Raw genomic sequence first — 23956 nt, 5'->3', positions numbered from 1 at the left:
AGTTACATAATATTGTTGGAAAAATTAATTAATAAAATATATGAGATTGAAATAAAAGGAATAAGTGGGATTTTACGTATCTTAAAACGAAACAAGATGATATAAAACATAAGACCAATTGCACAAGTTAATAATATTAGATGAAGTATAAATTCATAAGTATAAAATATAGAAAGTATACTAAGTAATAAAATATCACCGTACCCTATACTTTTAGAATTTAACAGAAAAAATGTATGTAATAGAAAGAAAATAAATATAAATGAAATCAAATGTAATGAAGAAATATAGATACCGACAAAGAAAAAAACGAGGATTAAGTTACTGTTGATTGTTAATGTTTGAATATCGGTTAGAGACATCGTTATCAACATTAAACAAGTTAATATAAAGAGAGAATAATTTATATGTATATCGATAAATATTAAATATGGGACAATAAGAAACGATAATATTTCACCTATAATATAGGAGCGTTTTAAAGGATTTGAACAGCATCTCGAGTGTCCTTTTAAGAATATGAAACTTAATAATGGTATAGTATCAAACCACTTTAATGATGTATGACAATAATCACATTGTGATCGTCGCTTGAAATATTGAAGATTCACTTTCTCTATACTTGAAAATTGATATAAAAAACTAAATATTACACTACACGTAAATGCTAATAATACTATTATACTGATCACCTCATATCATTCATTATAACTAAAATATGGTCTAAGTAAATGGAATAACGAGGATTAGATTAAATTCATTTCAATAAATAAATATATCTTCTTTAAAGCATTTTAAATTCAATAAAATGAATAAAACCTTTATTAAAAATAATCAGTCCACTCTTAATCTATCAATTATATAACTAATAAAAAAGCTATGAAGAAGTTTAATTTGTAACTTTCTTCATAGCTATATTTAGATATTTAACATACTATATATTATGAATTAAATTCAACTTTCGATTTTACTTCACTTATAAAATATAAACTGCCTGTAATCAATAAGCCCTCACCATCATAATGATTTATAAAATCTACATAATCATCAATATATTCGATGTTATCAGCATCTATACTCTCAAGTAATTCTTGTTTAGATAAGGCTTTATGAAAATCAAATTCAGTAAAATAAAATGTACCAGCTAAATTTTGTAATTTACTTAACATTTCGTTTACAGGTTTACCTTTAATGGCTGAAAATAAAACATCCATTTTCTCAAGATCATAATAATTTTTGATTGTTGAAACTAATGCTTCAACACTTTCATTATTATGTGCTCCGTCAATAATAATAAGAGGTTTTTCTTTAACTTGCTCAATACGTCCTGTCCAACAAACACTTTCAATAGCATCAATCATTTTATTAAAATCTAATTCAATAATATTTTCTTCGTTCAACTCTATTAAAGCTGTAATAGCTAATGAAGCATTTTCTTTTTGATGATCACCTATCATATCTAAGATGATTGTTTCTAACTCATAATCTTTATATCTATAAGTAAATTCATCATCTTCAGATACAATAATGATTTCTCTATCTAGTTCAATTGGCTTTGCATTCTGATTTTCCGCTAAATCTCTAATGTATTTTAAAGCTTCCTCATTTTTGACTGCATAGATGACGGGTACATTAGGTTTTATGATAGCACCTTTATCTTTTGCGATATCTAAATACGTACTTCCTAAAATATCAGTATGATCTAATCCTATACTTGTCAAAATTGAAAGAATAGGAGTAAACACATTAGTTGAATCATTTTTAATTCCTAGTCCCGCTTCTACAATAACAAAATCTACAGGATGTATCTCTCCAAAATATAAAAACATCATTGTTGTTATAATTTCAAATTCTGTTGCAGAACCGAGTTCGGTTTCTTGTTCTAACGCTTCACTTACTGGTTTAACTCGTTTTACTAATTCAACTATTTCGTCATTTGAGATCGGATAACCATTTAAACTAATTCGTTCATTAAACGTTTCAATAAAAGGAGAAGTAAATGTTCCAACTTCATATCCATTCTCAACTAATGCAGCTCTTAAATAAGCTACTGTAGAACCTTTACCATTTGTTCCACCCACATGAATACCGCGAATATTTAATTGAGGATTATTTAAGTGGTTAAGCATCCATTCCATTCTTTTAACACCAGGTTTAATACCAAACTTAGTGCGCTCATGTATCCAATATAAGCTATCTAGGTAATTCATTGACAATTCTCCTATGCTTTTAATTGTTCAATTCTGTTTTTAACACCATTATATTTTTCTTGATATTTTTGTTGTTTTTCGCGCTCTTCATTTATAATTTTTTCAGGTGCTTTATTAACAAAATTCTCATTTGATAATTTTTTATCAACACGGTCTAATTCTTTTTGAAGTTTGTCTAACTCTTTCTCTAAACGTTCAATTTCTTTATCCATATCAATAAGTCCTTCTAACGGTAAAATGACTTTACCAGCAACTACTACCGCTGTCATCGCTTTTTCAGGAATATCTACATTTGTATCGATGGTTAATTCACTTGGATTACAAAATCTATGAATATAATCCGCATTTTTTTCTAAGATTGTTTTAATTTCTTCATTTTTAGCTTGAATGAGAATAGGGATTGATTTAGAAAGTGGTGTGTTTACTTCTACGCGTGATTGTCTCACAGATTTAATAATTTCAACTAATTGTTCCATTGTCTGTTTACTTTCATCAAACACAAACTCTTCTTTAACTGTCGGCCATGCTGCTTTTACAATTGTTTCTCCTTCATGCGGTAAACTTTGCCAAATTTTTTCAGTTACAAATGGCATAAATGGATGTAGCATTCTCATTATTTGATCAAGTGTATAACTTAGAACAGAACGTGTTGTTTGTTTTTGAGCTTCATCTTCACCATTCATTGGTATTTTACTCATTTCAATATACCAATCACAGAATTCATCCCAAATAAAGTTATATAAAGCACGTCCAACTTCACCAAATTCATATTTTTCACTCAGATTAGTAACGGTCTCTATTGTTTCATTTAGTCGTGTTAAAATCCATTTATCCGCTAAAGATAAATTACCAGATAAATCAATGTCTTCCACTTTAAAGTCTTCTCCAATATTCATCAAGCTAAAGCGAGCACCATTCCAAATTTTATTAATAAAGTTCCATACAGATTCAACTTTTTCGGTAGAATAACGTAAGTCATTACCTGGAGAAGAACCAGTTGCTAAGAAGTAGCGTAAACTATCTGCTCCGTATTTTTCGATGACATCCATTGGATCTACACCATTACCAAGTGATTTACTCATTTTACGACCATCTTCAGCTCTTACTAAACCATGAAGAAGTACATCATTAAATGGTCGTTTACCAGTAAATTCTAATCCTTGGAAAATCATTCTTGCTACCCAGAAGAAGATAATATCATAACCGGTTACAAGAACATTCGTTGGATAGTAACGTTGATAATCTTTTGCTTCTTCATTAGGCCAACCTAAAGTTGAGAATGGCCATAACGCACTTGAGAACCATGTATCTAACACATCTTCATCTTGAGTCCAATTTTCGATATCAGCAGGTGCTTCTTCTCCAACATATACTTCACCTGTTTCATTATGATACCAAGCTGGAATTTGGTGACCCCACCATAATTGTCTAGAAATAGTCCAATCTCTAATTTCTTCCATCCAACGATTAAATGTATTTTCAAAACGTGGTGGATAAAAATCAATTCGATTATCTGTTTTTTGATTATCTAGTGCTTGTTGCGCAAGTGGTTTCATTTTTACAAACCATTGTGTAGATAAATAAGGTTCTACTACTGCACCAGAACGTTCTGAATGACCTACAGAATGCATATGTTCTTCAATTTTAATCACTAAATCTTGAGCTTTTAAATCTTCTACTAATTTTTTACGACATTCGAAACGGTCTAAACCAGCATACTGAGATGCATTGTCATTCATTTTTCCATTTTCATCCATTACGATAATGTTTTCTAAATGATGTCTCTGACCAATTTCAAAGTCATTAGGATCATGTGCAGGTGTAACTTTCATAGCTCCACTACCAAATTCAATATCAACATACTCATCTGCTAAAATTGGTAATTCTCTACCTATAATTGGTAAAATCACTTTTTTTCCTATAACATCTTTATAACGTTCATCATTTGGATTAACGACTATAGCAGTATCCCCTAGCATTGTTTCAGGACGAGTTGTGGCAATTTCAATATATCCATTACCATCAGCATAAGGATATTTAAAATGATAAAAATGACCTTGCACATCTTCATGAATCACTTCTATATCTGACAATGCTGTACGTGCGACTGGATCCCAATTTATAATTCGCTCTCCACGATAAATAATTCCTTTATTATATAAATCAACAAATACTTTTCTAACCGCTTTACTTAAGCCGTCATCAAGAGTAAAACGTTCTCTACTATAATCAAGACCTAAGCCTAATTTAGCCCATTGTTTACGAATAAAAGATGCATATTCTTCTTTCCAAGACCAAGCATGTTCTAAAAATTTTTCACGTCCTATATCATGACGAGAAATACCTTGTTCTTTTAATTTAGCATCTACTTTAGCTTGTGTTGCAATACCCGCATGATCCATACCAGGTAAATAAAGCGTATCGTATCCTTGCATACGTTTCATTCGAGTAATAATATCTTGTAATGTTGTATCCCAAGCATGTCCTAAATGTAATTTACCAGTCACATTCGGCGGCGGAATAACAATTGTATATGCTTCTCTAGATTCATCTTCTAGAGGTTTAAAGTATTCATTTTTTACCCATTCTTCATAACGTCCCGCTTCAACTTCACGAGGATTATACTTTGATTCCATTTTCATTGAAATAACCTCCTAAAATAAAAAAGCATCCTTCCTAATATATAGGACGGATGCTCCGTGGTACCACCTAAATTCAAGACGATACCTCCATATCTTCTTGCACTTATTTATGATTAACGCTCATACACGCTTCTATCTACTATTATATGTGTATTCAATAAAAGAACTTGTGGGCTACCTTCAGTTTGATCATTATACATATTTACACCGTCCATATGCTCTCTTTGATAAGTATCAAACGTACTCTTCCCAAAAAATATATTTAATTACTAATTAATAGTATAATAGAAAACAATGATAAGTCAATCTTTTGGAGGAATATTTATGAACGCATGTGCCTTTGGAACTACAGACCCTATTTATTTAGATTATCATAATAAAGTATGGGGACAACCAGATTTTAATAGTCTTTCACTTTTCAAATTACTTGCACTTGAATCTCAACATGCTGGTTTATCTTGGTTAACTATATTAAAAAAGAAAGAGGCTTATGAAAAAGCATTTCATCAATTTGATCCTATAAAAATTTCTAAAATGACAGAGAAAGATATTAATGCTTTAATGACCTTTCCAAATATCGTACATAATAGAAAGAAATTAGAAGCCATAGTATCTCAAGCTAAGGGTTATTTACAAATTGAAAAAGAATATGGTAGCTTCAGTAAGTTTTTATGGTCATATGTTGATGGACATCCTATTGACTTGCACTATAAAACTCCCTCAGAACGTATTACAGTTGATGAAAGAGCAAAACAACTTTCAAAAGATTTAAAAGCTTATGGTTTTAAATTTTTAGGACCTGTGACTGTATTCTCGTTTATGGAAGCGGCTGGTCTATATGATGCTCACTTAGAAGGATGTCCTTCAAAACCTAATCATTAAATATTAAAAGGAGTAGAACAGATTATTTTGAATTCGTAGTTCTACTCCTTATGATTGATTATCACTTTTTTTTTCGTTTTAAAAAGTAATTAATTATTGGTGCTACTAAAAATAATATAAAAAATATCCTAAAGATATGAAAACTTGATATCTTAGCAACATCTGCACCAGTAGCTATGGCAACTAGTACAATTTGACTCATACCTCCAGGAGCTCCACCTAAAAATAATTCGTTTAATGAATTATGAGTAAACAAATGAACAATAAAGACCATCAAAAATGATCCTAAAATTAAACTTATATTTTGATACATAATTGCTATAGCAATGCGACCTTTTAAATCACCTAATAAATGTGCAATTTGTAAACCAATTCTAATCATATAAATCACTTGTGCAAAAGCAAGAATATAATTATCTAAAGTAAAAGTCAGATGAGTTGATAAATTCCAAACAATTAAAACGACAATTGGAGCGAGTAATTGTTTTGTTGGAAAATTTATTTTTGACATTAAGAAATAAACAAAAGCTATAGCAATCATAATTAAAGCAATTTGGGGCACATTTAAAGCTCTTGTTAATGGTGTAGCTTTATGAATCATCTCTTCACTTGATGATGAATTGCTAAATAAAAAAGAAATAAGTGGTACAAGTACGACTACAAAAATAACTCTAGAAGTTTGGGTTAAACTTACTACTAAGATATTCGCTTTTTTATCTTCTTCAGCCATAATTAACATTTGACTTAAAGCGCCAGGTATTACACTCAAGATAGCAGTTTCAGTATTAACTCTTGCAATTTTTTTGAAAAAATAAGCAATCAATAATGATAACGTGATGAGTAAAACAGTCACCGTCACAATGGTTAACCACTCATTTTTGATATCATTAATGACTTGTGACGTAAACGTAGATCCTATTTGTACTCCAAGTAATATTAAGCCAATCTGACTAATCCAAAAAGGCCATTTAATATTTAATTTTAGTACTTTAACCACAATAATTGAGGCTATAATGGGCCCAAACATAAAGGGTAAAAGCATATGAGATAATTTTAATATTAAACTCATGATCATCGCTATTATTAATAATATAATATTATTTAGCCAAATTCGCCTCAAAAATCATCACTTCTTTCTAGATTAAAAGCATTTAAATTAAAAAAAGTGGAACGATGATATTATCTCATCTTTGTTCCACTTTTATTATATTAACTTTTAAATATTAAACAATTCTACTTAATGCATTATCAAAAGCATGAATCGTTTTTTCAATATCTTCTTTGGTATGTGCGGTAGATAAGAATGTTCCTTCAAATTGAGAAGGTGGTAAAAATATGCCTTCTTTAGCCATTTCTCTATACATATTACTAAATAACTCTAAATCACTTTGATTCGCTTCTTCAAAGTTGGTTACAGGTCCTTTATTTAAGAAATAACCAATCATAGAACCAGCTCTATTTACTGTAATAGGAACATTGTGTTTAGCAAATACCTCTTTAAGTCCTTTTTCTAATATATCGCCTAATTCTTGGAAATACTCATATGATTCAGGCGTTAATTGACTTAGTGTTTCATAACCACTTGTCATTGCTAAAGGATTACCAGATAGAGTTCCCGCTTGATAAATATTACCTACTGGAGCAATTTTATCCATAATTTCTTTTTTGCCTCCAAAAGCACCTACAGGTAAGCCACCGCCAATCACTTTTCCTAGGCATGTGATATCTGGTGTCACACCAAAATAACCTTGAGCACAGTTATACCCTACACGGAAACCTGTCATGACTTCATCAAAGATAAGTAAAGAACCATATTCTTTAGTGACTTCCCTTAATCCTTCTAAGAAACCTTTTTTAGGGGGTACAACACCCATATTTCCTGCAACTGGTTCTACTATCACACCAGCAATATCATCTCCATAATTTTCAAATGCTACTTTAATCGCATCTAAATCATTATAAGGTACTGTAATTGTGTTTTTAGCTGTGCCTTCAGGTACTCCTGGTGAATCTGGAAGACCTAAAGTTGCTACACCTGAACCTGCTTTGATAAGCAATGAATCGCTATGTCCGTGATAGCATCCTTCAAACTTAACAATTTTATTTCTACCAGTGTAACCTCTAGCCAGTCTTAATGCCGCTAAAGTAGCTTCAGTACCTGAAGAAACCATTCTTACTTTTTCAATTGAAGGCACTCTTTCAATAACAAGTTCAGCTAATTTATTTTCTTCTAGTGTTGAAGCACCAAAACTAGTGCCTTTATCTACAGCATCATGTAATTTACTAATGACTTGTTTATTTTTATGACCTAAAATTAATGGTCCCCAACTTAATACATAATCAATGTATTCATTGCCATCTATATCATAAATTTTCGAACCTTCACCATGATCCATAAAAATTGCTGGTGTATCTACTGATTTAAATGCTCTTACAGGGCTATTGACACCACCAGGCATAAGTGTTTCAGCAATGCGCATTGCTTCTTGTGATTTTTCATAAGTCATTAACTTGTTCCTCCTTAACCATTATTTATCTAAGTAACGACAAATATCTTTCGCGAAATAAGTAATAATCATATCTGCGCCCGCACGTTTCATTGATACCATTTGTTCCATAACCACACGTTCTTCATCTATCCAACCATTTTGAGATGCTGCTTTAGTCATAGCATATTCACCACTAACATTATAAGCAATAACAGGAATATTAGTGTTATTTTTTACATCTCTAACAATATCTAAATAACTTAAAGCTGGTTTGACAATCATCATGTCTGCGCCTTCTTTTAAGTCACTTTCTAATTCTCTTAGTGCTTCTAAACGATTAGCTGGATCCATTTGATACGTTTTTCTATCTCCAAATGAAGGAGCTGAATCTGCAGCATCTCTAAATGGTCCAAAGAAACTAGAAGCATATTTAATGCCATAGCTCATAATTGGAATATTATAATAACCAGCTTCATCTAAACCTTGTCGAATTTCGGTAACAAAACCATCCATCATATTACTTGGAGCAATAATGTCAGCGCCAGCTTCGACTTGAGAAATTGCTGTTTTAACTAATAATGGTAAAGATTTGTCATTATCAACATCATGCGTATGATCATCAATGATACCGCAATGACCATGATCCGTATATTCACATAAACAAGTATCAGCAACGATTAATAAATCTTTATGAAGTTTTTTTGCTCTACGTGTTGCCTCTTGAACAATGCCATTATGATCGTATGCACCAGAACCCACATCATCTTTTTCATTAGGTACGCCAAAGAACATAATCGCTCTAATACCTAAATCATATGCTTCATTAATTTCATCATCTAATAGATTTAAACTTATTTGATATACACCAGGTAACGATTTAATTTCGCTTCTAACATTATCTTTTTCTACTACAAAAATTGGATAAATTAAATCTTCTTTTCTAACATGATTTTCTCTTACTAAACTTCTCATTGTAGCTGAAGAACGTAATCTTCTATGTCTATCGAATTTCATTATTTATTCCTACTTTCTAAAAATGTGTTTATTAATGCTTCAGAAGTTTGTTTATCTGCAATATAAGGTTCATAACCATAGGCTCTAATGCTATTTGCAGTTTGTTGACCTATAGCATAGTAATTTTTAAAATGCTTAGGAAATGCCTCACTAAAATAATAACGCACTGCAGATGAACTTGAAAATGTTAATGCTTCAACTTGATTATGTTGAATTAGATTGATAACTGCAATAATATTCTCTCTATCCGCTATAGGTGTATACAAGTCAATTTTCACAACATTATTATGTTCAGCGAGAGTTTGTTGCAATTTTGGTCTTGCCTGTGCACTGCTCGGAATTAAAATAGAAGATTTTTCTAGATTTAATCCTTCTAATAAACCTTCTTGAGAATAATCGTTAGGTATAAAATCTATATTTATACCTAATTGTTTACATAACTGCGCAGTTTTAGCTCCTACTACTGCAATATGTTTTACATTCACGTACTCTAAATATTTATAAAATAAATGTACGGCATTTTTTGAAGAAAAAATAAGCCAGTCATAATTATCATGCAAGAGTTGAGTATCAAATTCAAGTGATTGAATTTTAATAAATGGCTTATGAATGACTTCTACCATATCACTCTGTACTTTACTCGTTTGCGTCATAACTATCACTGGTTTCATCTAACTGTAACACCTCTACTAAGATTTAGTATTAATGTGATGCTTCTTCGTTTAATTTTCTTATAATTTCATACGCACCTTGTTCTTTAAGTATCTCACTTACTCTGTTCCCTAATTTTACAGGGTCAGTTCCTACTTCAGTATGTTCATAACGTTCCTTACCATCTGGTGTCATGATTAAGCCTGTAAACTCAATTTCATTGTTATTGTTATAATTCGCATATCCACCAATTGGAACTTGACAACTTCCATCCATTGCAGCTAAAAATGTTCGTTCGGCCGTTACACAATTTGCAACTTCATTATTGTGAACTTTTTGAAGTAACTCGAGAAGTTCAATATCGTTACTACGGCACTCAATGCCAAGAGCACCTTGACCGATTGCAGGTAGTAATGTGTCTTTATCTAAATAAGTTGTTACTACGTCATCAGACCAACCCATACGTTTGAGTCCTGCTGCTGCTAAAATAATCGCATCATAATCTTCTGTTTCTAATTTATTTAAACGTGTATCAATATTACCACGAATCCATTTAATTTTTAGATGAGGATATTTAGATAATATTTGTGCACCTCTTCTTAATGAACTTGTACCAACTATACTATTCTTAGGAAGTTCTTCTAATGGTACGTGATTTTTGGCAATATAGGCATCAAATGGTATTTCTCTATCAGGAATACAACCTAATGTTAAACCTTCTGGAATAATACTAGGAACATCTTTTAATGAGTGTATTGCCATATCGATATCGTTGTTAAATAGTTCATTTTGAATCTCTTTAACAAATAGGCCTTTTCCTCCAACTTTAGATAGTTGTTGATTCACAATTCGATCTCCCTTTGTGACAATCTCTTTAATTTCGATTTCTAAAGATGGATCAATGGCTTTTAATTTATCAATGAATTGTTTACTTTGTGTTAAAGCAAGTTTACTTCTACGTGAACCCACAACTAATTTACGCATAAACAAGGCCTCCTACATAAGTTTTCTTTTAATTAAAATGAGTAGTGAAGAATAAATTCACCATACATAGGCAAAATATCATAATATTAAAATAAATTAAATTAATTGAGATGATTTTCTTTTTTAAATACATAACGATATATACTGTATAAAGAAGCGTAATAATGACAGACAACATAACCTTCGGATCTTTAAATATTGCTATACCAACCGCATAGATTCCCCATTGAGCAATTAAAATTACACTCAATATTAATATTACTAAACCGCCCAAAGTTGAAAAAAATATAATTTTTTCAAGAGTTGCTACACTGCCAATTCTAAAATATTTCTGATTAAAGTTTTTTTCTTTAAGGTTTTTATATTGAATGATATATAGCAATGCATTTACAAATGCAAGTGCAAAAAAAGCATAACTCAATACTGCAAGCCCTACATGTACAAGTAATAATTCATTTATAACTTGTACTTTTTGTATACTGTTTGTATAGTGTTCAGGTCTAAATGTATTCATCGTTAATAAGATAAATCCAATTACATTCAAAAAAAACACAGAAAAACTTAGAACTTTAATAATATTTAAAACTAGAGAAATAGAAATAATCATCCATGACAAGAAGAAAAAAACATCAAATATGGAATTAAACAATACATCACTATGCGAAGTAATATACATAGACAAAGAGATTGTTTGTAAAAACCAAACAATCCCTAAGGCATAAATTCCAAGTACTCTAATCTTATGACTCTTCCGAACAAAGTCTATAAAATAACAAAGAATGCTAATTAAATATACAATTAATATAATTTCATGAAATCTAATAAATAGCGTTTCTTGCATATTATCACCATTTTAATATGCTTATTCAAAACTAAAGATATGTCGTACTGAAAGTTCCTTTTCTTTTTTTCGTTCTTTCACTGCTTTATAAGGATCTTCGGCTTCAATATCAAATATATTTTGAAATAGCTCTAATTTTTCATTACTTTTTTTATCGTTACTCAATTCCTTAGCCTGTTTAATTGGATCTTTCAACATTTGATTAATAATACTTTTAGTATGTTTAGAAATGACTGTTCGTTCTCGTTCAGATAGATTCGGTAATTTTCTATCGATACTATCCATTGTTTCAGCTTGAATAGTCATTGCTTTTTCACGTAAAGCTCTTATTACAGGAACTACACCCAACATATTTACCCAATCATTATGTGCTTTAATTTCAGCAGGAATTTCATTAGAAATAGCTTCAGCCGCCATTTGTCGTTCTTTTAAATTAGCATCAACTAAACCTTTTAAATCATCTACATCATAATTAAATACGTCATCACTTAAATTATGACATGGTTCAATATCTCGTGGTACTGCAATGTCTAATAATAATAATTTAGATTTTCTATATGATAGTGCCTGATTAATCATACTTTTAGTAATAATATAATCTGGTGAACTAGTAGAACTAATAACAATATCAGTTGAAGTTAATAAACTAGGTAAAGATTCTAGCTTATCATAACTAACTTGATGTTTTTCAGCTAAAATTCTAGCTTTACTTTCTGTTCGATTTACAATTGTAATATGATTAATGCCTGAGCCGAGTAAATTTAATAACGACAATTCACTCATTTCACCTGCACCAATAATAACAGCATGTTTATTTTTTAATTTACCTAATACTTTTTTTGATAATTCCACAGCAGCATATGAAACACTTACAGCATTATCTGCGATATCTGTTTCATTATGTGCTTTTTTAGCAAAAGTAATTGCTTGTTTAAATAGATGATTAAAGATAGTTCCAGTTGTTTTTAAATCTTGCGCTAAGAAAAATGCATCACGCATTTGGCCTAAAATTTGTGTTTCTCCTAACACAATTGAATCTAAACCTGAAGTTACACGCAATAGATGTTCTACTGCTTCGTCCCCCACTTTAACTTCAGACATTGCTTTAATATCATCTACTTCAAATCCAAATGAACGAGCTAAAAATCGTTGAATATAATATCGTCCTGTATGAATTTGATCCACTACAGCATATACTTCTGTACGATTACATGTCGATAATATTACATTTTCTAAAATTGCTTTAGTTTCGAATAAATCTTCATTGGCTAATCGTAAGGCATCATCTCTAAAAGCAACTTGCTCTCTTAAAGCTACATCAGCAGTACGATGATTTATGCTAATAGCAATAAAATGCATTTATAACGCCCTCCATATACTAACAATATCGTTAGTATAACACATTTTAGAATGAATTTAAGTTTGATGCTCAAATAAATTAGAAACATTCTAATGTGAAGTCAAAATTTCGTCACTTAATTACAAGATATTTCTTTTAATTTATATAATTAGCAATAATATCCCAAATGTATTGCTGTTTAGAATTTTGAATAGAAGAGTAACTTATAATTGTATCGTTTGGATCTAAATCTAATTTTTGTTTTATATTTTTTATATGTTTTTGAACTTTACCTTTCGCAATTTTATCTTCCTTAGTACAAATGACTAGTGTTGGCAGATCGAAATGTTTTAAATAATTATACATTAATACATCATCTTCGGTAGGATTATGTCGTAAATCTACAAGTTGAATGACTAAACCTAGATTTTCTCGTTTAGTTAAATACTCTTCTATCATTTTCCCAAATTTTTCACGCTGTGATTTACTTACTTTTGCATATCCATATCCAGGAACATCAACAAAAATAAGTTGTTCATCAATATTATAGAAGTTTAGAGTTTGCGTTTTTCCAGGCTGTTGTGAAGTACGAGCCATATTTTTTCTACCAATCATACTATTAATAAAAGAGGACTTACCCACATTAGAACGTCCACTTAAAGCGATTTCAGTTAAATTGGTTTCAGGATATTGTTCTTCTTTCACTGCACTAATCATTAATTCTATATTATTTGGGTTAATATTCATATTCAAACACCTCTTCATTATTATAGCTGCTTTATTATAATATAAATGTTTAAAAATCTAAAATTTTAAAAAAATGATATGTATAAAAATAAGGAAGCAGTTTCGAACTCAAATGAATTCTATCACCACTTCCTTATTATATGGTTGATAATTAAGCTGAAGTTTTAGTACCGTTCAATAAATTACCTTCTGAATCATACATTTCAGGCTCGATTTCCTCATTAATTGTTTGAGCAGTTACTACAACTTTAGCAACATCACTTGTTGAAGGTACATCATACATAATATCAATTAAAGATTCTTCTATAATTGATCGTAATCCACGTGCTCCAGTTTTTCGTTCAATTGCTTTTTCACTGACTGCTGCCAAAGCTTCTTCAGTAAATTCTAATTCAACGTTATCAAGAGCTAACATTTTTGTATATTGCTTAACTAACGCGTTTTTAGGTTTCGTTAAAATATTTTTAAGCGCTTCAACATCTAATGTTTCTAAATTAGCAACTATTGGTACACGTCCAATAAATTCTGGAATTAAACCATATGCTTGTAAATCTTCAGGACGAATTTGTGCTAATAAAGCTTCTTCATCATACTTATCTGCTTCATTGCTAGCAAAACCGATAACTTTTTCACCTAAACGGCGTTTAATGACTTCATCAATACCATCAAACGCACCACCTAATATAAATAGAATATTAGTTGTGTCAATTTGAATCAATTCTTGGTTAGGATGTTTACGGCCACCTTGAGGTGGTACACTTGCTGTTGTACCTTCTAAGATTTTAAGTAATGCTTGTTGTACACCTTCACCAGAAACATCACGCGTAATTGATGTATTTTCAGATTTTCTAGCAATTTTATCAATTTCGTCTACATAAATAATTCCTTTTTCTGCTTTATCAATGTCAAAATCAGCAGCTTGAATCAAACGTAATAAAATATTTTCAACATCATCACCAACATAACCTGCTTCAGTTAAACTTGTTGCATCTGCAATAGCAAATGGTACATTCAATGTTTTAGCAAGTGTTTGTGCAAGTAATGTTTTACCGCTACCCGTTGGTCCAATTAAGGCGATATTACTTTTTTGTAACTCAACATCATCTTCATTTGGACCCAATTGTTGAATACGTTTGTAATGATTGTAAACTGCCACTGCTAAAGATTTTTTAGCTTTTTCTTGGCCAATAACATATTCATTTAAATGGTCCATAATTTCTTTAGGCGTCGGTAATTCAGTAAATTCTTCTGAAGTAGCTTGAGCTAATTCTTCTTCAACAATTTCAGAACATAGTTCGATACATTCATTACAAATGTATACACCACTACCTGCTACTAATTTTTTAACTTGATCTTGGTCCTTACCACAGAAAGAACATTTTAAATTTTCTTCATCTTCATTAAATTTAAACATTCATTTACACCTCTATCCTTAAACGACTATACTAGATAGCATTCTACAATGCAAATTGATAGTTAACAACTAAAATGCTTAAAACATATAGTAGCAGATACATATAATGATGCACCTGCTACTTATTTTTAAACTTTATATCAATTTAAAAGTTTATTATTTGTCTTCTTTTTTATCTTCTTTAGCTGAATCAACATATTTAGCATTGTCTCTTAATAAGTCAATTACTTTTTGAATACGTACATCATTTTTAATGATATCAGTATTACCAAGAGTTTGTTTAATATCTTCTACTGAGATATTAAATTGACTGCTCATTTTTTCTAATTCTTTATCAATATCTTCATCTGTGACTTCGATATTTTCTTCATCTGCAATTGCTGATAATGTTAAGTTTGTTTTAACACGTTGCTCTGCATCATCTTTCATTTGTTCTCTTAATTGAGATTCATCTTGACCAGAAATTTGGAAGTAAGTTTGTAAGTCTAAACCTTGTTGTTGGATTCTTTGACCAAATTCTTGAACCATACGATCTAATTCAGTGTCAATCATAGCTTGTGGAATATCAATTGTTGTATTTTCAGTTACTTTATTAATTGCTTCTTCTTTTTCCACATTTTCAGCATCTTGTGCTTTTTGTTCTGATAAACGTTTGCGTAAGTTTTCTTTATACTCATCTACTGAATTAGCATCTGAATCTAATTCATTTGCAATTTCATCAGTTAATTCGGGTACTTCTTTGTATTTAATTTCATTTACTTTAGTTTTGAATGTAGCTTCTTTACCAGCTAATTCTTCAGCGTGATATTCTTCTGGGAATGTTACAACAACGTCTTTTTCTTCTCCAGTTTTAACGCCTACTAATTGATCTTCAAATCCTGGAATAAATGAACCTGAACCGATTTCTAAATCATAACCATCAGCTTGGCCACCTTCAAATTGTTCGCCATCTACATAACCATCAAAGTCAATATTTACAGTGTCTCCTTCTTCAACTGCACCATCTTCTTTAACAACCATATCAGCTAAATGACCTAAACTATGATCAATTTCATCTTGTAAATCTTGATCAGTTAATTCAGAATCTTGTTTTTCAATTTCAAGACCTTTATAATCTCCTAATTTAACTTCAGGTTCAACAGTCACTGTTGCTTCAAATTCGAAATCTTTACCTTTTTCAATTTGAGTTACATTAATTTCAGGTTGAGCGACTGGATTGATTTTAGTTTCTTCAATGGCTTCACCATAAGCTTCAGGTAAAAGAATATCTACTGCATCTTGATATAATGCTTCAACGCCAAAACGTTGTTCGAAAATTGGACGAGGCACTTTACCTTTACGGAAACCAGGCACGTTAATTTGTTTAACCACTTTTTTAAATGCTTGATCTAATGCTTTATTTACTTTTTCTGCTGGAACAGTAACTTTTAATAAACCTTCGTTACCTTCTTTTTTTTCCCAAGTTGCTGTCATGTATAAATACCTCCATGCTTACATTTTTAATTTTTTCAACTTCCCTATTATATCATAGGTCCAATATGGACACAAACAATGTTTTATAGGGGATTTTAAATAGTAATTCAACTTTACAGAATCATTTAAGTAAACTAAAATGATTTGCTCACATTTAATTATCTAACTGATAAATTAATGTTAATAATTCTTGATTTGCTTCACTTACTTCTATACCAATCATTGACTTAAAATAAACATCATAAGCTATTATCCAATCTTCTTCATTAAAAAGTGAAAATATATCAAGTGGATATAGTTTTATTGAATGATTATTCATCACATACTGAGCTTCATTTTGTATATTCAAAGCTCCATTTTCTAATCTATCGAGAACTTTGGGAATAACAGTAGTTTTCATATCTGTGTGTTCTAAACCTTTTAATGTTGTAGGGAGGATGTTGACTTCATAACCATACTTCTCAATTTTTATTTCACTATCATAATTTGAAAAACGTAAATACTCAAGCATGAGACTTTTTAAATTATAAGATTCTACTTGATTAGATAATAAAAAAGCAACCGTCTTTCTGAATTCATAATGTCCGTTATCAATGAGTTTAATCATTAATTTAGTTTGACGATTTAAATCTAAACTAGTAAATTCTGATAATAATTGACTAGAAAGTTTCTTGTCTTCATCTAATTTAGATTGGGCATATTCTTTTAATGGAAAGAGTGCCATTCTAGTTTTATGTTCTTTCACTTCGTTAATGATTTGATTAATGACTTCAATTGCTTCATAATTCTGATTTAAACCTATTAATGCTTTAATATAGAAAATAATTAGTTCGTCGTAATGAGGTATACCTTTTTTTAAGAAAATAATTGCTTCTTCTCTTAATTCTAAATATAACCCTAATTCATTTAACATGTCACATTTAATCAAAGATAATTGATTATCTAACTCGAATGAGGCTTCATATATATCAAACAATTGATACATTTCTTTATATTTATTTTGTTGTTGTGCATTTAAAATATTATGATATAATTTTTGCTTTGATTGAGGAAAAGGGATAATATCAGACATATTGAGCCCCCTTTATTTTAAATCTTTTAAAATTAACGCACTCCATGATTCAAAATGATTTAAATCATTTATTTCATCTTGTGATACCCAATTAATTTTTAAAGTGTCAGTTTCTCTAACTTCTACATCACTAGATTTCACCTTAATTTTGAAAACAACACCTATATGAACTTTACCTACTGCATTAGTATCATCATTAATAAAACCAATATATTCCATATTTTGAGATCTATCTTCAGATAATCCTACTTCTTCATTAAGTTCTCTTTGTGCATTCACTCTTAAAACTTCATTAATTGAATCGGCACCAACAACATTATTCATATGTCCACCAACACCCACTGAAGACTGTCCGTGTAAGCGTTCTTCTCCGCCACCACTTAAACGTTGATATACTAAGATTTCATCATTTTCATTTTCTAAAAGACAATATGAAATAAGTTGTTTATAAGATGGATCTTCTTCCATATCTCCACGTCTTTTTACTTCATAGTTTTTAAACGTATTAAATATTTCTTCACCTTGAACATCGTTTTTCGATAAGAATCCATTAAATGCATTTTTTTCATTATCAAATAATAATTCTCTTGATACGACGATGATTTGTTCATCAAATTTAGACATAGTTAACTCCTTGAAATTAATATTCTTTTTTAATAGTTTAACAAACCAATGATTTAAATCACAATGATATTTAACTGGTTCGTTTACTTATCATAATTCTATTAAAGAATATTTGATGAATAAAAGTAAATAAAAAAGCCAATAAGGTTTTATAGTTACCTTATTGGCTTTTAAATATTAATTATTTTAAAGCATCTTTAGCTTTTGATACTAATTCACCGAAAGCTTTATCGTCTGAAATAGCAATTTCAGAAAGCATTTTACGGTTAATGTTAATGTCAGCCTTTTTCAAACCGTTCATTAAACGAGAATAGCTGATGTCATGTTGACGTGCAGCTGCATTAATACGTGTAATCCATAATTTACGGAAATCACGTTTACGTTGACGACGGTCACGGAATGCGTATTGACCTGATTTCATCACTTGTTGTTTTGCTACTTTATATAATGTATGTTTTGAACCGAAGTAACCTTTAGCTAATTTAATCGTTTTTTTACGACGTGCTCTTGTTACTGTTCCACCTTTAACTCGTGGCATGTTAAATTCCTCCTTAAATATATCGCTTTATCATCGTTCGAAAGTAATATTAATTATTTTTTGTAAGCTAATAATTGTTTTACGCGTTTCATATCGCTTTTAGATACTAGTTTAGCTTTACGTAATTTACGTTTTTGTTTAGTATTTTTATTTGCAAATAAGTGAGATGTGAAAGCTCTAGAACGTTTTAATTGACCTGAACCAGTTCTTTTAACACGTTTAGCTGCTCCACGGTGAGTTTTCATTTTTGGCATGATTCATTTCCTCCTAATAAAAGTAAATTATTTTTCGTTTATAGGCGCTAACATAATAAACATTTGGCGCCCTTCCATTTTAGGTTTTTGTTCAACAGTGGCAATATCTTTACATTCGTCTGCAAATTTTTCTAAAACACGTTGACCAATTTCTTTGTGTGTAATTGCACGACCTCTGAAACGAATAGAAACTTTACATTTGTCACCTTTAGTTAAGAATTTACGTCCATTTTTCAACTTAGTTTGGAAATCGTGTTCCTCAATAGTTGGACTTAAACGAATTTCTTTAACATTGATAACTTTTTGTTTTTTCTTCATTTCTTTTTCTTTTTTCTGTTGTTCGAATTTATATTTACCATAATCCATAATTCTTGCAACAGGTGGTTTAGCATTTGGTGCAACAACTACTAAATCTAATTCAACTCTTTCAGCCATCTCAAGAGCTTCTCTTTTAGATTTAACACCAATTTGGTCACCATTTTGGCCAATTAAACGTAATTCTTTTGCGCGAATTTTTTCGTTAACTTGCGTTTGATCTTTTGCTATGGTTGACACCTCCCAAAATTTTACGAAATTTTCCCAAGCAAAAAGAGCGGACAATATTTGCCCGCTCTTCACTCATACACGATAATTGTGTGACATGATTAACCTGCCAACAGCTTTTTGCGTCGCTACAGGTGAGAAACGGGTGTTTCTACTTGGTTCGTTTCGTAATCAACGATACTAATCATATCAAGTTTTATTAAGCATGTCAATTGTTTTTTAAAATTAGTGATGTTTTACTTCATTCATTGAGACATCTTGGCTTAAATCAACTTCTTCAAGAGGTATTTTTTTAGTTTTATATCTTAATTTATGATAAATAAAGAATACTAAAAATACTGGAATACCCATATACGTAATAATAAATCGATTAAGATCAAAGTGCCCTGTTTTAATGAAATCTACATCTTGTCCAACAATCACAATCACACACAATATACCTGCAAATATTGGACCGAATGGGAACCATTTCGCTTTATATTTCAATTCTGATTTACGATGATGCTGAACATTAAATGCTCGTCTAAAGCGATAATGACTTACTGCAATACCTACCCAAGCAATAAACCCTGTCATACCACTGGCAGCTACAATATATTCATAAGCATTTCCGCTTAATTTTTGTACTAAGAAAATAACGACTACAAGTACACCAGTAGCAATCAATGATAAATATGGCACGCCATGTTTATTCGTTTTACCAAATGAAGCGAAAGCTAATTTATCTTTACTCATTGAATATAACATACGTGTTGATGCATACATCCCTGAATTACCAGCTGATAATACTGAGGTTAAAATAACTGCATTCATAAATGAAGCAGCGAATGCTAACCCTGCATTTTTAAAGACAAGCGTAAATGGAGATGTTGCAACATCGTTATCTCCACCCATTAATGCATTACTATTGTAAGGAATTAACATACCAATAACAAAGATGGCTAAAATGTAAAATAATAATATTCTCCAGAAAACTTGTTTAATTGCTTTTGGAACAGCACGTTCTGGATTCTCAGATTCTCCAGCAGTAATGCCTATTAATTCAGTACCTTGGAAGGAGAAACCAGCAACTAAGAATACACCTAGAATTGAAAGTAAACTACCGCCAAGATTTCCACCTAGGATTGGCCCATCACCTTTAGTAAATGTCTCAAATCCTACAAAATGTCCACCCATAATTCCTAATATAGTTAAAATACCAATAATTATAAAAATAATTACTGTAATCACTTTTATAAGTGCAAACCAATATTCACTTTCACCATATACTCTGACAGATAAAGAGTTTAATGCGAAAATAATAACTATAAAGATACAACTCCATACCCATGCTGGTATCCCTGCCATAGGTGTCCAATACTGAATGACTTGCGCTGCAATAGTTACATCTGCCGCTACAGTAATTACCCAGTTAAACCAATAGTTCCAGCCTAATGCGAATCCTAATGATGGATCTACAAATCGTGTTGCATAGGTACTAAATGAACCCGAAACAGGTAAATACGTAGCCATTTCTCCTAAAGAAGTCATTAAAAAGAATACCATAGCTCCAATAATTGCATATGCAATAAGCGCACCTAATGCACCGGCATCGTGAATAGCACCACCTGAGGTCATAAATAGGCCTGTACCAATACAGCCTCCCATTGCAATCATGGAGATGTGACGATCTTTTAACCCTCTCTTCATACCACTATCTTGATTTTCAACTTTACTCATATAAGCTCCCTTTCTTAATGTAGAGGTTAGCTAAGTATTTATTTGTTATGTGAAGATAATTAACATATTTAATTTTTATAAATGATATGTAAATCAAATTACAAATTAAAAAATAGGTACATACCGTTAAGATATGCACCCATTACTTAATCTATATCGGTAGCACATCACAAACTGTGACAGTACAGTTTCTATTCGATAACTGTCCCAACAAATCATAAGTATGGTTATCATTTGTTTCGGCATCTTTACCTTTCATACTTTCAACATACGTTCCATATCAACTTCTGAAGTATTACTTTTTAAAGATGCAACCTCTAACTCATTTTTATTTAACTACTTTGTAATATACATTAAGAATATTATTTTATCAAGACTATCTACGTTTTTTTAGACGAATTTCATCTACTAAGTTCCAGATAAATTCATCTCTTTCTATTGTTTCTTGATCTTGTGAGCCATACTTACGAACATTTACTTCGTTGTTTTCAACTTCTTTATCTCCTACTACAATTTGATAAGGAATTTTTTGCATTTGTGCCTCTCGAATTTTATAGCCCATTTTTTCGTTACGATCATCAATTTCTACACGAACACCTTGAGATTTTAATTCATCTTGTAAATTTCTCGCATAGTCATAATGTAAATCTACATTTACTGGAATAATCTCAACTTGTTTTGGAGCTAACCATGTTGGGAAAGCACCTTTAGTTTCTTCAGTTAAGAAAGCTACAAAACGTTCCATAGTTGAAACTACGCCACGATGAATAACAACAGGGCGGTGATTTTCACCATCACTACCAATATAAGAAAGATCAAATCGTTCAGGTAGTAAGAAATCAAGTTGTGCAGTTGAAAGGGTTTCTTCTTTACCCATTGCAGTTTTAACCTGAACATCTAATTTAGGGCCATAGAATGCTGCTTCTCCAATGGCTTCAACATATGGTAAGCCCATTTCATCTACTGCTTCTTTAAGCATAGACTCAGCTTTATTCCACATGTCATCATCGTCCATATATTTTTTTTTATCTTCAGGATCTCTGTAACTTAATCTGAAAGTGTAATCTTCAAAACCAAAGTCTTCATAGACATCTTGTATCATATGAACAACGCGTTTGAATTCATCTTTAATTTGGTCAGGACGCACAAAGATATGAGAATCATTTAAAGTCATACCTCTTACACGTTGTAAGCCTGATACTGCACCACTTGCTTCATATCTATGCATAGTACCTAATTCAGCAATACGAATTGGTAATTCACGATAAGAATGTGGTTTATTATTATAAACCATCATATGATGTGGACAGTTCATTGGACGTAATACCATTTCTTCAGTTTCATCTAATTTCATTGGTGGGAACATATCATCTCTATAGTGATCCCAATGACCTGAAGTTTTATAAAGTTCAACATTAGCTAAAACTGGAGTATATACATGATCATATCCCATGCTTACTTCCTTATCTACAATATAACGTTCAATTTCACGGCGAATTGTTGCACCATTTGGTAACCATAGTGGAAGACCAGCACCAACAAGTTGATTATTTGTAAATAATTCTAAGTCTTTACCAATACGACGATGATCACGTTCACGACGTTCCTCTAACATTTCTAAATGTGCTTTTAAATCTTTTTTATCAAAGAAAGCAGTACCATATATACGTTGTAACATTTTATTGTCACTATCTCCACGCCAATATGCACCTGCAGTAGAAAGCAGTTTAAATTCTTTAATTTTTGAAGTTGATGGTACATGAACACCACGGCATAAATCTGTAAATTCACCTTGACTGTATAATGTTACATTCTCATCTTCAGGAATTGCATCAATTAATTCTAATTTATATGGATCATCTTTAAAGAAATCTTTTGCTTCTTCACGAGAAACCACTTTACGTTCAATTTTATAATTTTCGTTAACAATTTGTTTCATTGTTTTTTCGATCTTTTCAAAGTCATCTGATGATACTTTTTCATCCATATCAAAGTCGTAGTAAAAACCACCTTCAATCACTGGGCCAACGCCGAATTTAACATCTCCATAAATTCGTTTTAATGCTTGAGCCATTAAATGAGCAGTTGAATGACGTAATACCTCTAGAGCTTCATCACTACCAGGTGTAACAATTTCAATTGCCCCATCTTCTTCAAGTGGACGAGTTAAATCAACGAGTTGATTATTAAATTTTCCTGCTACTGCTTTTTTTCGAAGTCCAGGACTAATTGATTGTGCAATGTCTTCTGTAGTAGTTCCTTTGTCAAATGATTTTGAATTGCCATCTGGAAACTTAATATTAATTTGTTCCATATCGAAACCCTCCATAAATTTTATTCTATGATCGCTGAAGAAAATAAAAAAACTCCTCCCTATAAAAGGGACGAGTTCGTCGCGGTACCACCCTAGTTATCTAGATGTATTCTAGATATCTCTTCATAAGATAACGGTCTTGAGCCGGATACTGATTACCAGCATCTAAATATGAAGGAGTAATAATTTAATATATCAACCAAATT

General features: G+C 31.0%; 21 protein-coding genes, 1 riboswitch and 2 other annotated features. Of the genes, 1 reads left to right on the top strand and 20 read right to left on the bottom strand.

Translation table 11 applies throughout. The features are described 5' to 3' along the window. Positions 1–2: 2 nt before the first annotated feature. The 3 genes from HMPREF2930_RS11200 to HMPREF2930_RS02795 all read right to left on the bottom strand — a co-directional run bounded on the left by HMPREF2930_RS11200 (position 3) and on the right by HMPREF2930_RS02795 (position 4852). On the bottom strand, positions 3–692 hold the full coding sequence (locus HMPREF2930_RS11200; RefSeq protein WP_080580607.1) for a prepilin peptidase: 690 nt from the start codon (positions 690–692) through the stop codon (positions 3–5). A 249-nt stretch (positions 693–941) separates the two neighbouring features. Next, on the bottom strand, positions 942–2210 hold the full coding sequence (locus HMPREF2930_RS02800; protein ID WP_017176149.1) for a bifunctional folylpolyglutamate synthase/dihydrofolate synthase: 1269 nt from the start codon (positions 2208–2210) through the stop codon (positions 942–944). Between the two features lie 11 nt (positions 2211–2221). Next, positions 2222–4852, bottom strand: coding sequence for a valine--tRNA ligase (locus tag HMPREF2930_RS02795; protein ID WP_002449015.1), 2631 nt, complete (start codon positions 4850–4852; stop codon positions 2222–2224). A gap of 39 nt (positions 4853–4891) precedes the next feature. Beyond that, positions 4892–5118 (bottom strand) — a binding site (T-box leader). A 58-nt stretch (positions 5119–5176) separates the two neighbouring features. Between HMPREF2930_RS02795 and HMPREF2930_RS02790 the strand changes: the two genes are divergently transcribed. Continuing rightward, the gene (locus tag HMPREF2930_RS02790; RefSeq protein ID WP_002448956.1) at positions 5177–5734 is read left to right on the top strand and encodes a DNA-3-methyladenine glycosylase I; all 558 of its coding nucleotides are present in this window, start codon (positions 5177–5179) and stop codon (positions 5732–5734) included. A 61-nt stretch (positions 5735–5795) separates the two neighbouring features. Here HMPREF2930_RS02790 and HMPREF2930_RS02785 read toward each other — a convergent pair whose 3' ends face one another. From HMPREF2930_RS02785 to thrS, 17 genes are all read right to left on the bottom strand, one after another. Further along, positions 5796–6854: an AbrB family transcriptional regulator gene (locus tag HMPREF2930_RS02785; protein WP_070597236.1), complete on the bottom strand. Its 1059-nt coding sequence runs from the start codon at positions 6852–6854 to the stop codon at positions 5796–5798. Between the two features lie 103 nt (positions 6855–6957). Then, positions 6958–8241 (bottom strand): glutamate-1-semialdehyde 2,1-aminomutase, encoded by a 1284-nt coding sequence (hemL, locus tag HMPREF2930_RS02780; protein WP_017176147.1) that lies wholly within the window; start codon positions 8239–8241, stop codon positions 6958–6960. Positions 8242–8262: 21 nt separating this feature from the next. After that, complete coding sequence (hemB, locus tag HMPREF2930_RS02775) at positions 8263–9237, bottom strand: porphobilinogen synthase (protein WP_002448944.1); 975 nt, start codon at positions 9235–9237, stop codon at positions 8263–8265. After that, the gene (locus HMPREF2930_RS02770) at positions 9237–9908 is read right to left on the bottom strand and encodes a uroporphyrinogen-III synthase (protein ID WP_017176146.1); all 672 of its coding nucleotides are present in this window, start codon (positions 9906–9908) and stop codon (positions 9237–9239) included. The genes hemB and HMPREF2930_RS02770 overlap by 1 nt, the downstream gene beginning before the upstream one ends. Positions 9909–9939: 31 nt before the next feature. Beyond that, on the bottom strand, positions 9940–10872 hold the full coding sequence (gene hemC / locus HMPREF2930_RS02765) for a hydroxymethylbilane synthase (RefSeq protein ID WP_017176145.1): 933 nt from the start codon (positions 10870–10872) through the stop codon (positions 9940–9942). Between the two features lie 28 nt (positions 10873–10900). Then, positions 10901–11713 carry a cytochrome c biogenesis protein CcsA gene (gene ccsA / locus HMPREF2930_RS02760; protein WP_002448932.1) on the bottom strand — a complete coding sequence of 271 codons (813 nt, stop codon included), beginning with the start codon at positions 11711–11713 and terminating at the stop codon, positions 10901–10903. 21 nt (positions 11714–11734) lie between these two features. Then, positions 11735–13072, bottom strand: coding sequence for a glutamyl-tRNA reductase (gene hemA, locus HMPREF2930_RS02755; RefSeq protein ID WP_002488006.1), 1338 nt, complete (start codon positions 13070–13072; stop codon positions 11735–11737). A gap of 136 nt (positions 13073–13208) precedes the next feature. After that, the gene (gene yihA, locus HMPREF2930_RS02750) at positions 13209–13799 is read right to left on the bottom strand and encodes a ribosome biogenesis GTP-binding protein YihA/YsxC (RefSeq protein WP_002448982.1); all 591 of its coding nucleotides are present in this window, start codon (positions 13797–13799) and stop codon (positions 13209–13211) included. A 151-nt stretch (positions 13800–13950) separates the two neighbouring features. Then, positions 13951–15213, bottom strand: a complete 1263-nt coding sequence (gene clpX / locus HMPREF2930_RS02745; protein WP_070597235.1) for an ATP-dependent Clp protease ATP-binding subunit ClpX — start codon at positions 15211–15213, stop codon at positions 13951–13953. 156 nt (positions 15214–15369) lie between these two features. After that, positions 15370–16686, bottom strand: coding sequence for a trigger factor (gene tig, locus HMPREF2930_RS02740; RefSeq protein WP_017176144.1), 1317 nt, complete (start codon positions 16684–16686; stop codon positions 15370–15372). A 154-nt stretch (positions 16687–16840) separates the two neighbouring features. Next, positions 16841–17758 (bottom strand): hypothetical protein, encoded by a 918-nt coding sequence (locus HMPREF2930_RS02735; protein ID WP_017176143.1) that lies wholly within the window; start codon positions 17756–17758, stop codon positions 16841–16843. A gap of 12 nt (positions 17759–17770) precedes the next feature. Beyond that, positions 17771–18382: an NUDIX domain-containing protein gene (locus tag HMPREF2930_RS02730; protein ID WP_017176142.1), complete on the bottom strand. Its 612-nt coding sequence runs from the start codon at positions 18380–18382 to the stop codon at positions 17771–17773. Between the two features lie 181 nt (positions 18383–18563). Further along, complete coding sequence (gene rplT / locus HMPREF2930_RS02725) at positions 18564–18920, bottom strand: 50S ribosomal protein L20 (RefSeq protein WP_002448983.1); 357 nt, start codon at positions 18918–18920, stop codon at positions 18564–18566. 53 nt (positions 18921–18973) lie between these two features. Further along, positions 18974–19174 (bottom strand): 50S ribosomal protein L35, encoded by a 201-nt coding sequence (gene rpmI / locus HMPREF2930_RS02720; protein ID WP_002448990.1) that lies wholly within the window; start codon positions 19172–19174, stop codon positions 18974–18976. A 27-nt stretch (positions 19175–19201) separates the two neighbouring features. Beyond that, on the bottom strand, positions 19202–19729 hold the full coding sequence (infC, locus tag HMPREF2930_RS02715) for a translation initiation factor IF-3 (protein WP_029376817.1): 528 nt from the start codon (positions 19727–19729) through the stop codon (positions 19202–19204). A gap of 23 nt (positions 19730–19752) precedes the next feature. After that, positions 19753–19880 (bottom strand) — a sequence feature (ribosomal protein L20 leader region). A 62-nt stretch (positions 19881–19942) separates the two neighbouring features. Continuing rightward, a complete protein-coding gene (locus tag HMPREF2930_RS02710; RefSeq protein WP_002448996.1) occupies positions 19943–21436 on the bottom strand; it encodes an amino acid permease in 1494 nt (497 codons plus the stop codon). Between the two features lie 152 nt (positions 21437–21588). Continuing rightward, a riboswitch (Lysine riboswitch) is annotated at positions 21589–21764 on the bottom strand. Between the two features lie 48 nt (positions 21765–21812). Then, complete coding sequence (gene thrS, locus HMPREF2930_RS02705; RefSeq protein WP_070597233.1) at positions 21813–23750, bottom strand: threonine--tRNA ligase; 1938 nt, start codon at positions 23748–23750, stop codon at positions 21813–21815. Positions 23751–23956: the final 206 nt, after the last annotated feature.

It is taken from the genome of Staphylococcus sp. HMSC068C09 (genome assembly GCF_001813735.1).
Classification (GTDB): domain Bacteria; phylum Bacillota; class Bacilli; order Staphylococcales; family Staphylococcaceae; genus Staphylococcus; species Staphylococcus hominis.
This window is presented reverse-complemented; position numbering and strand designations above follow the sequence as displayed.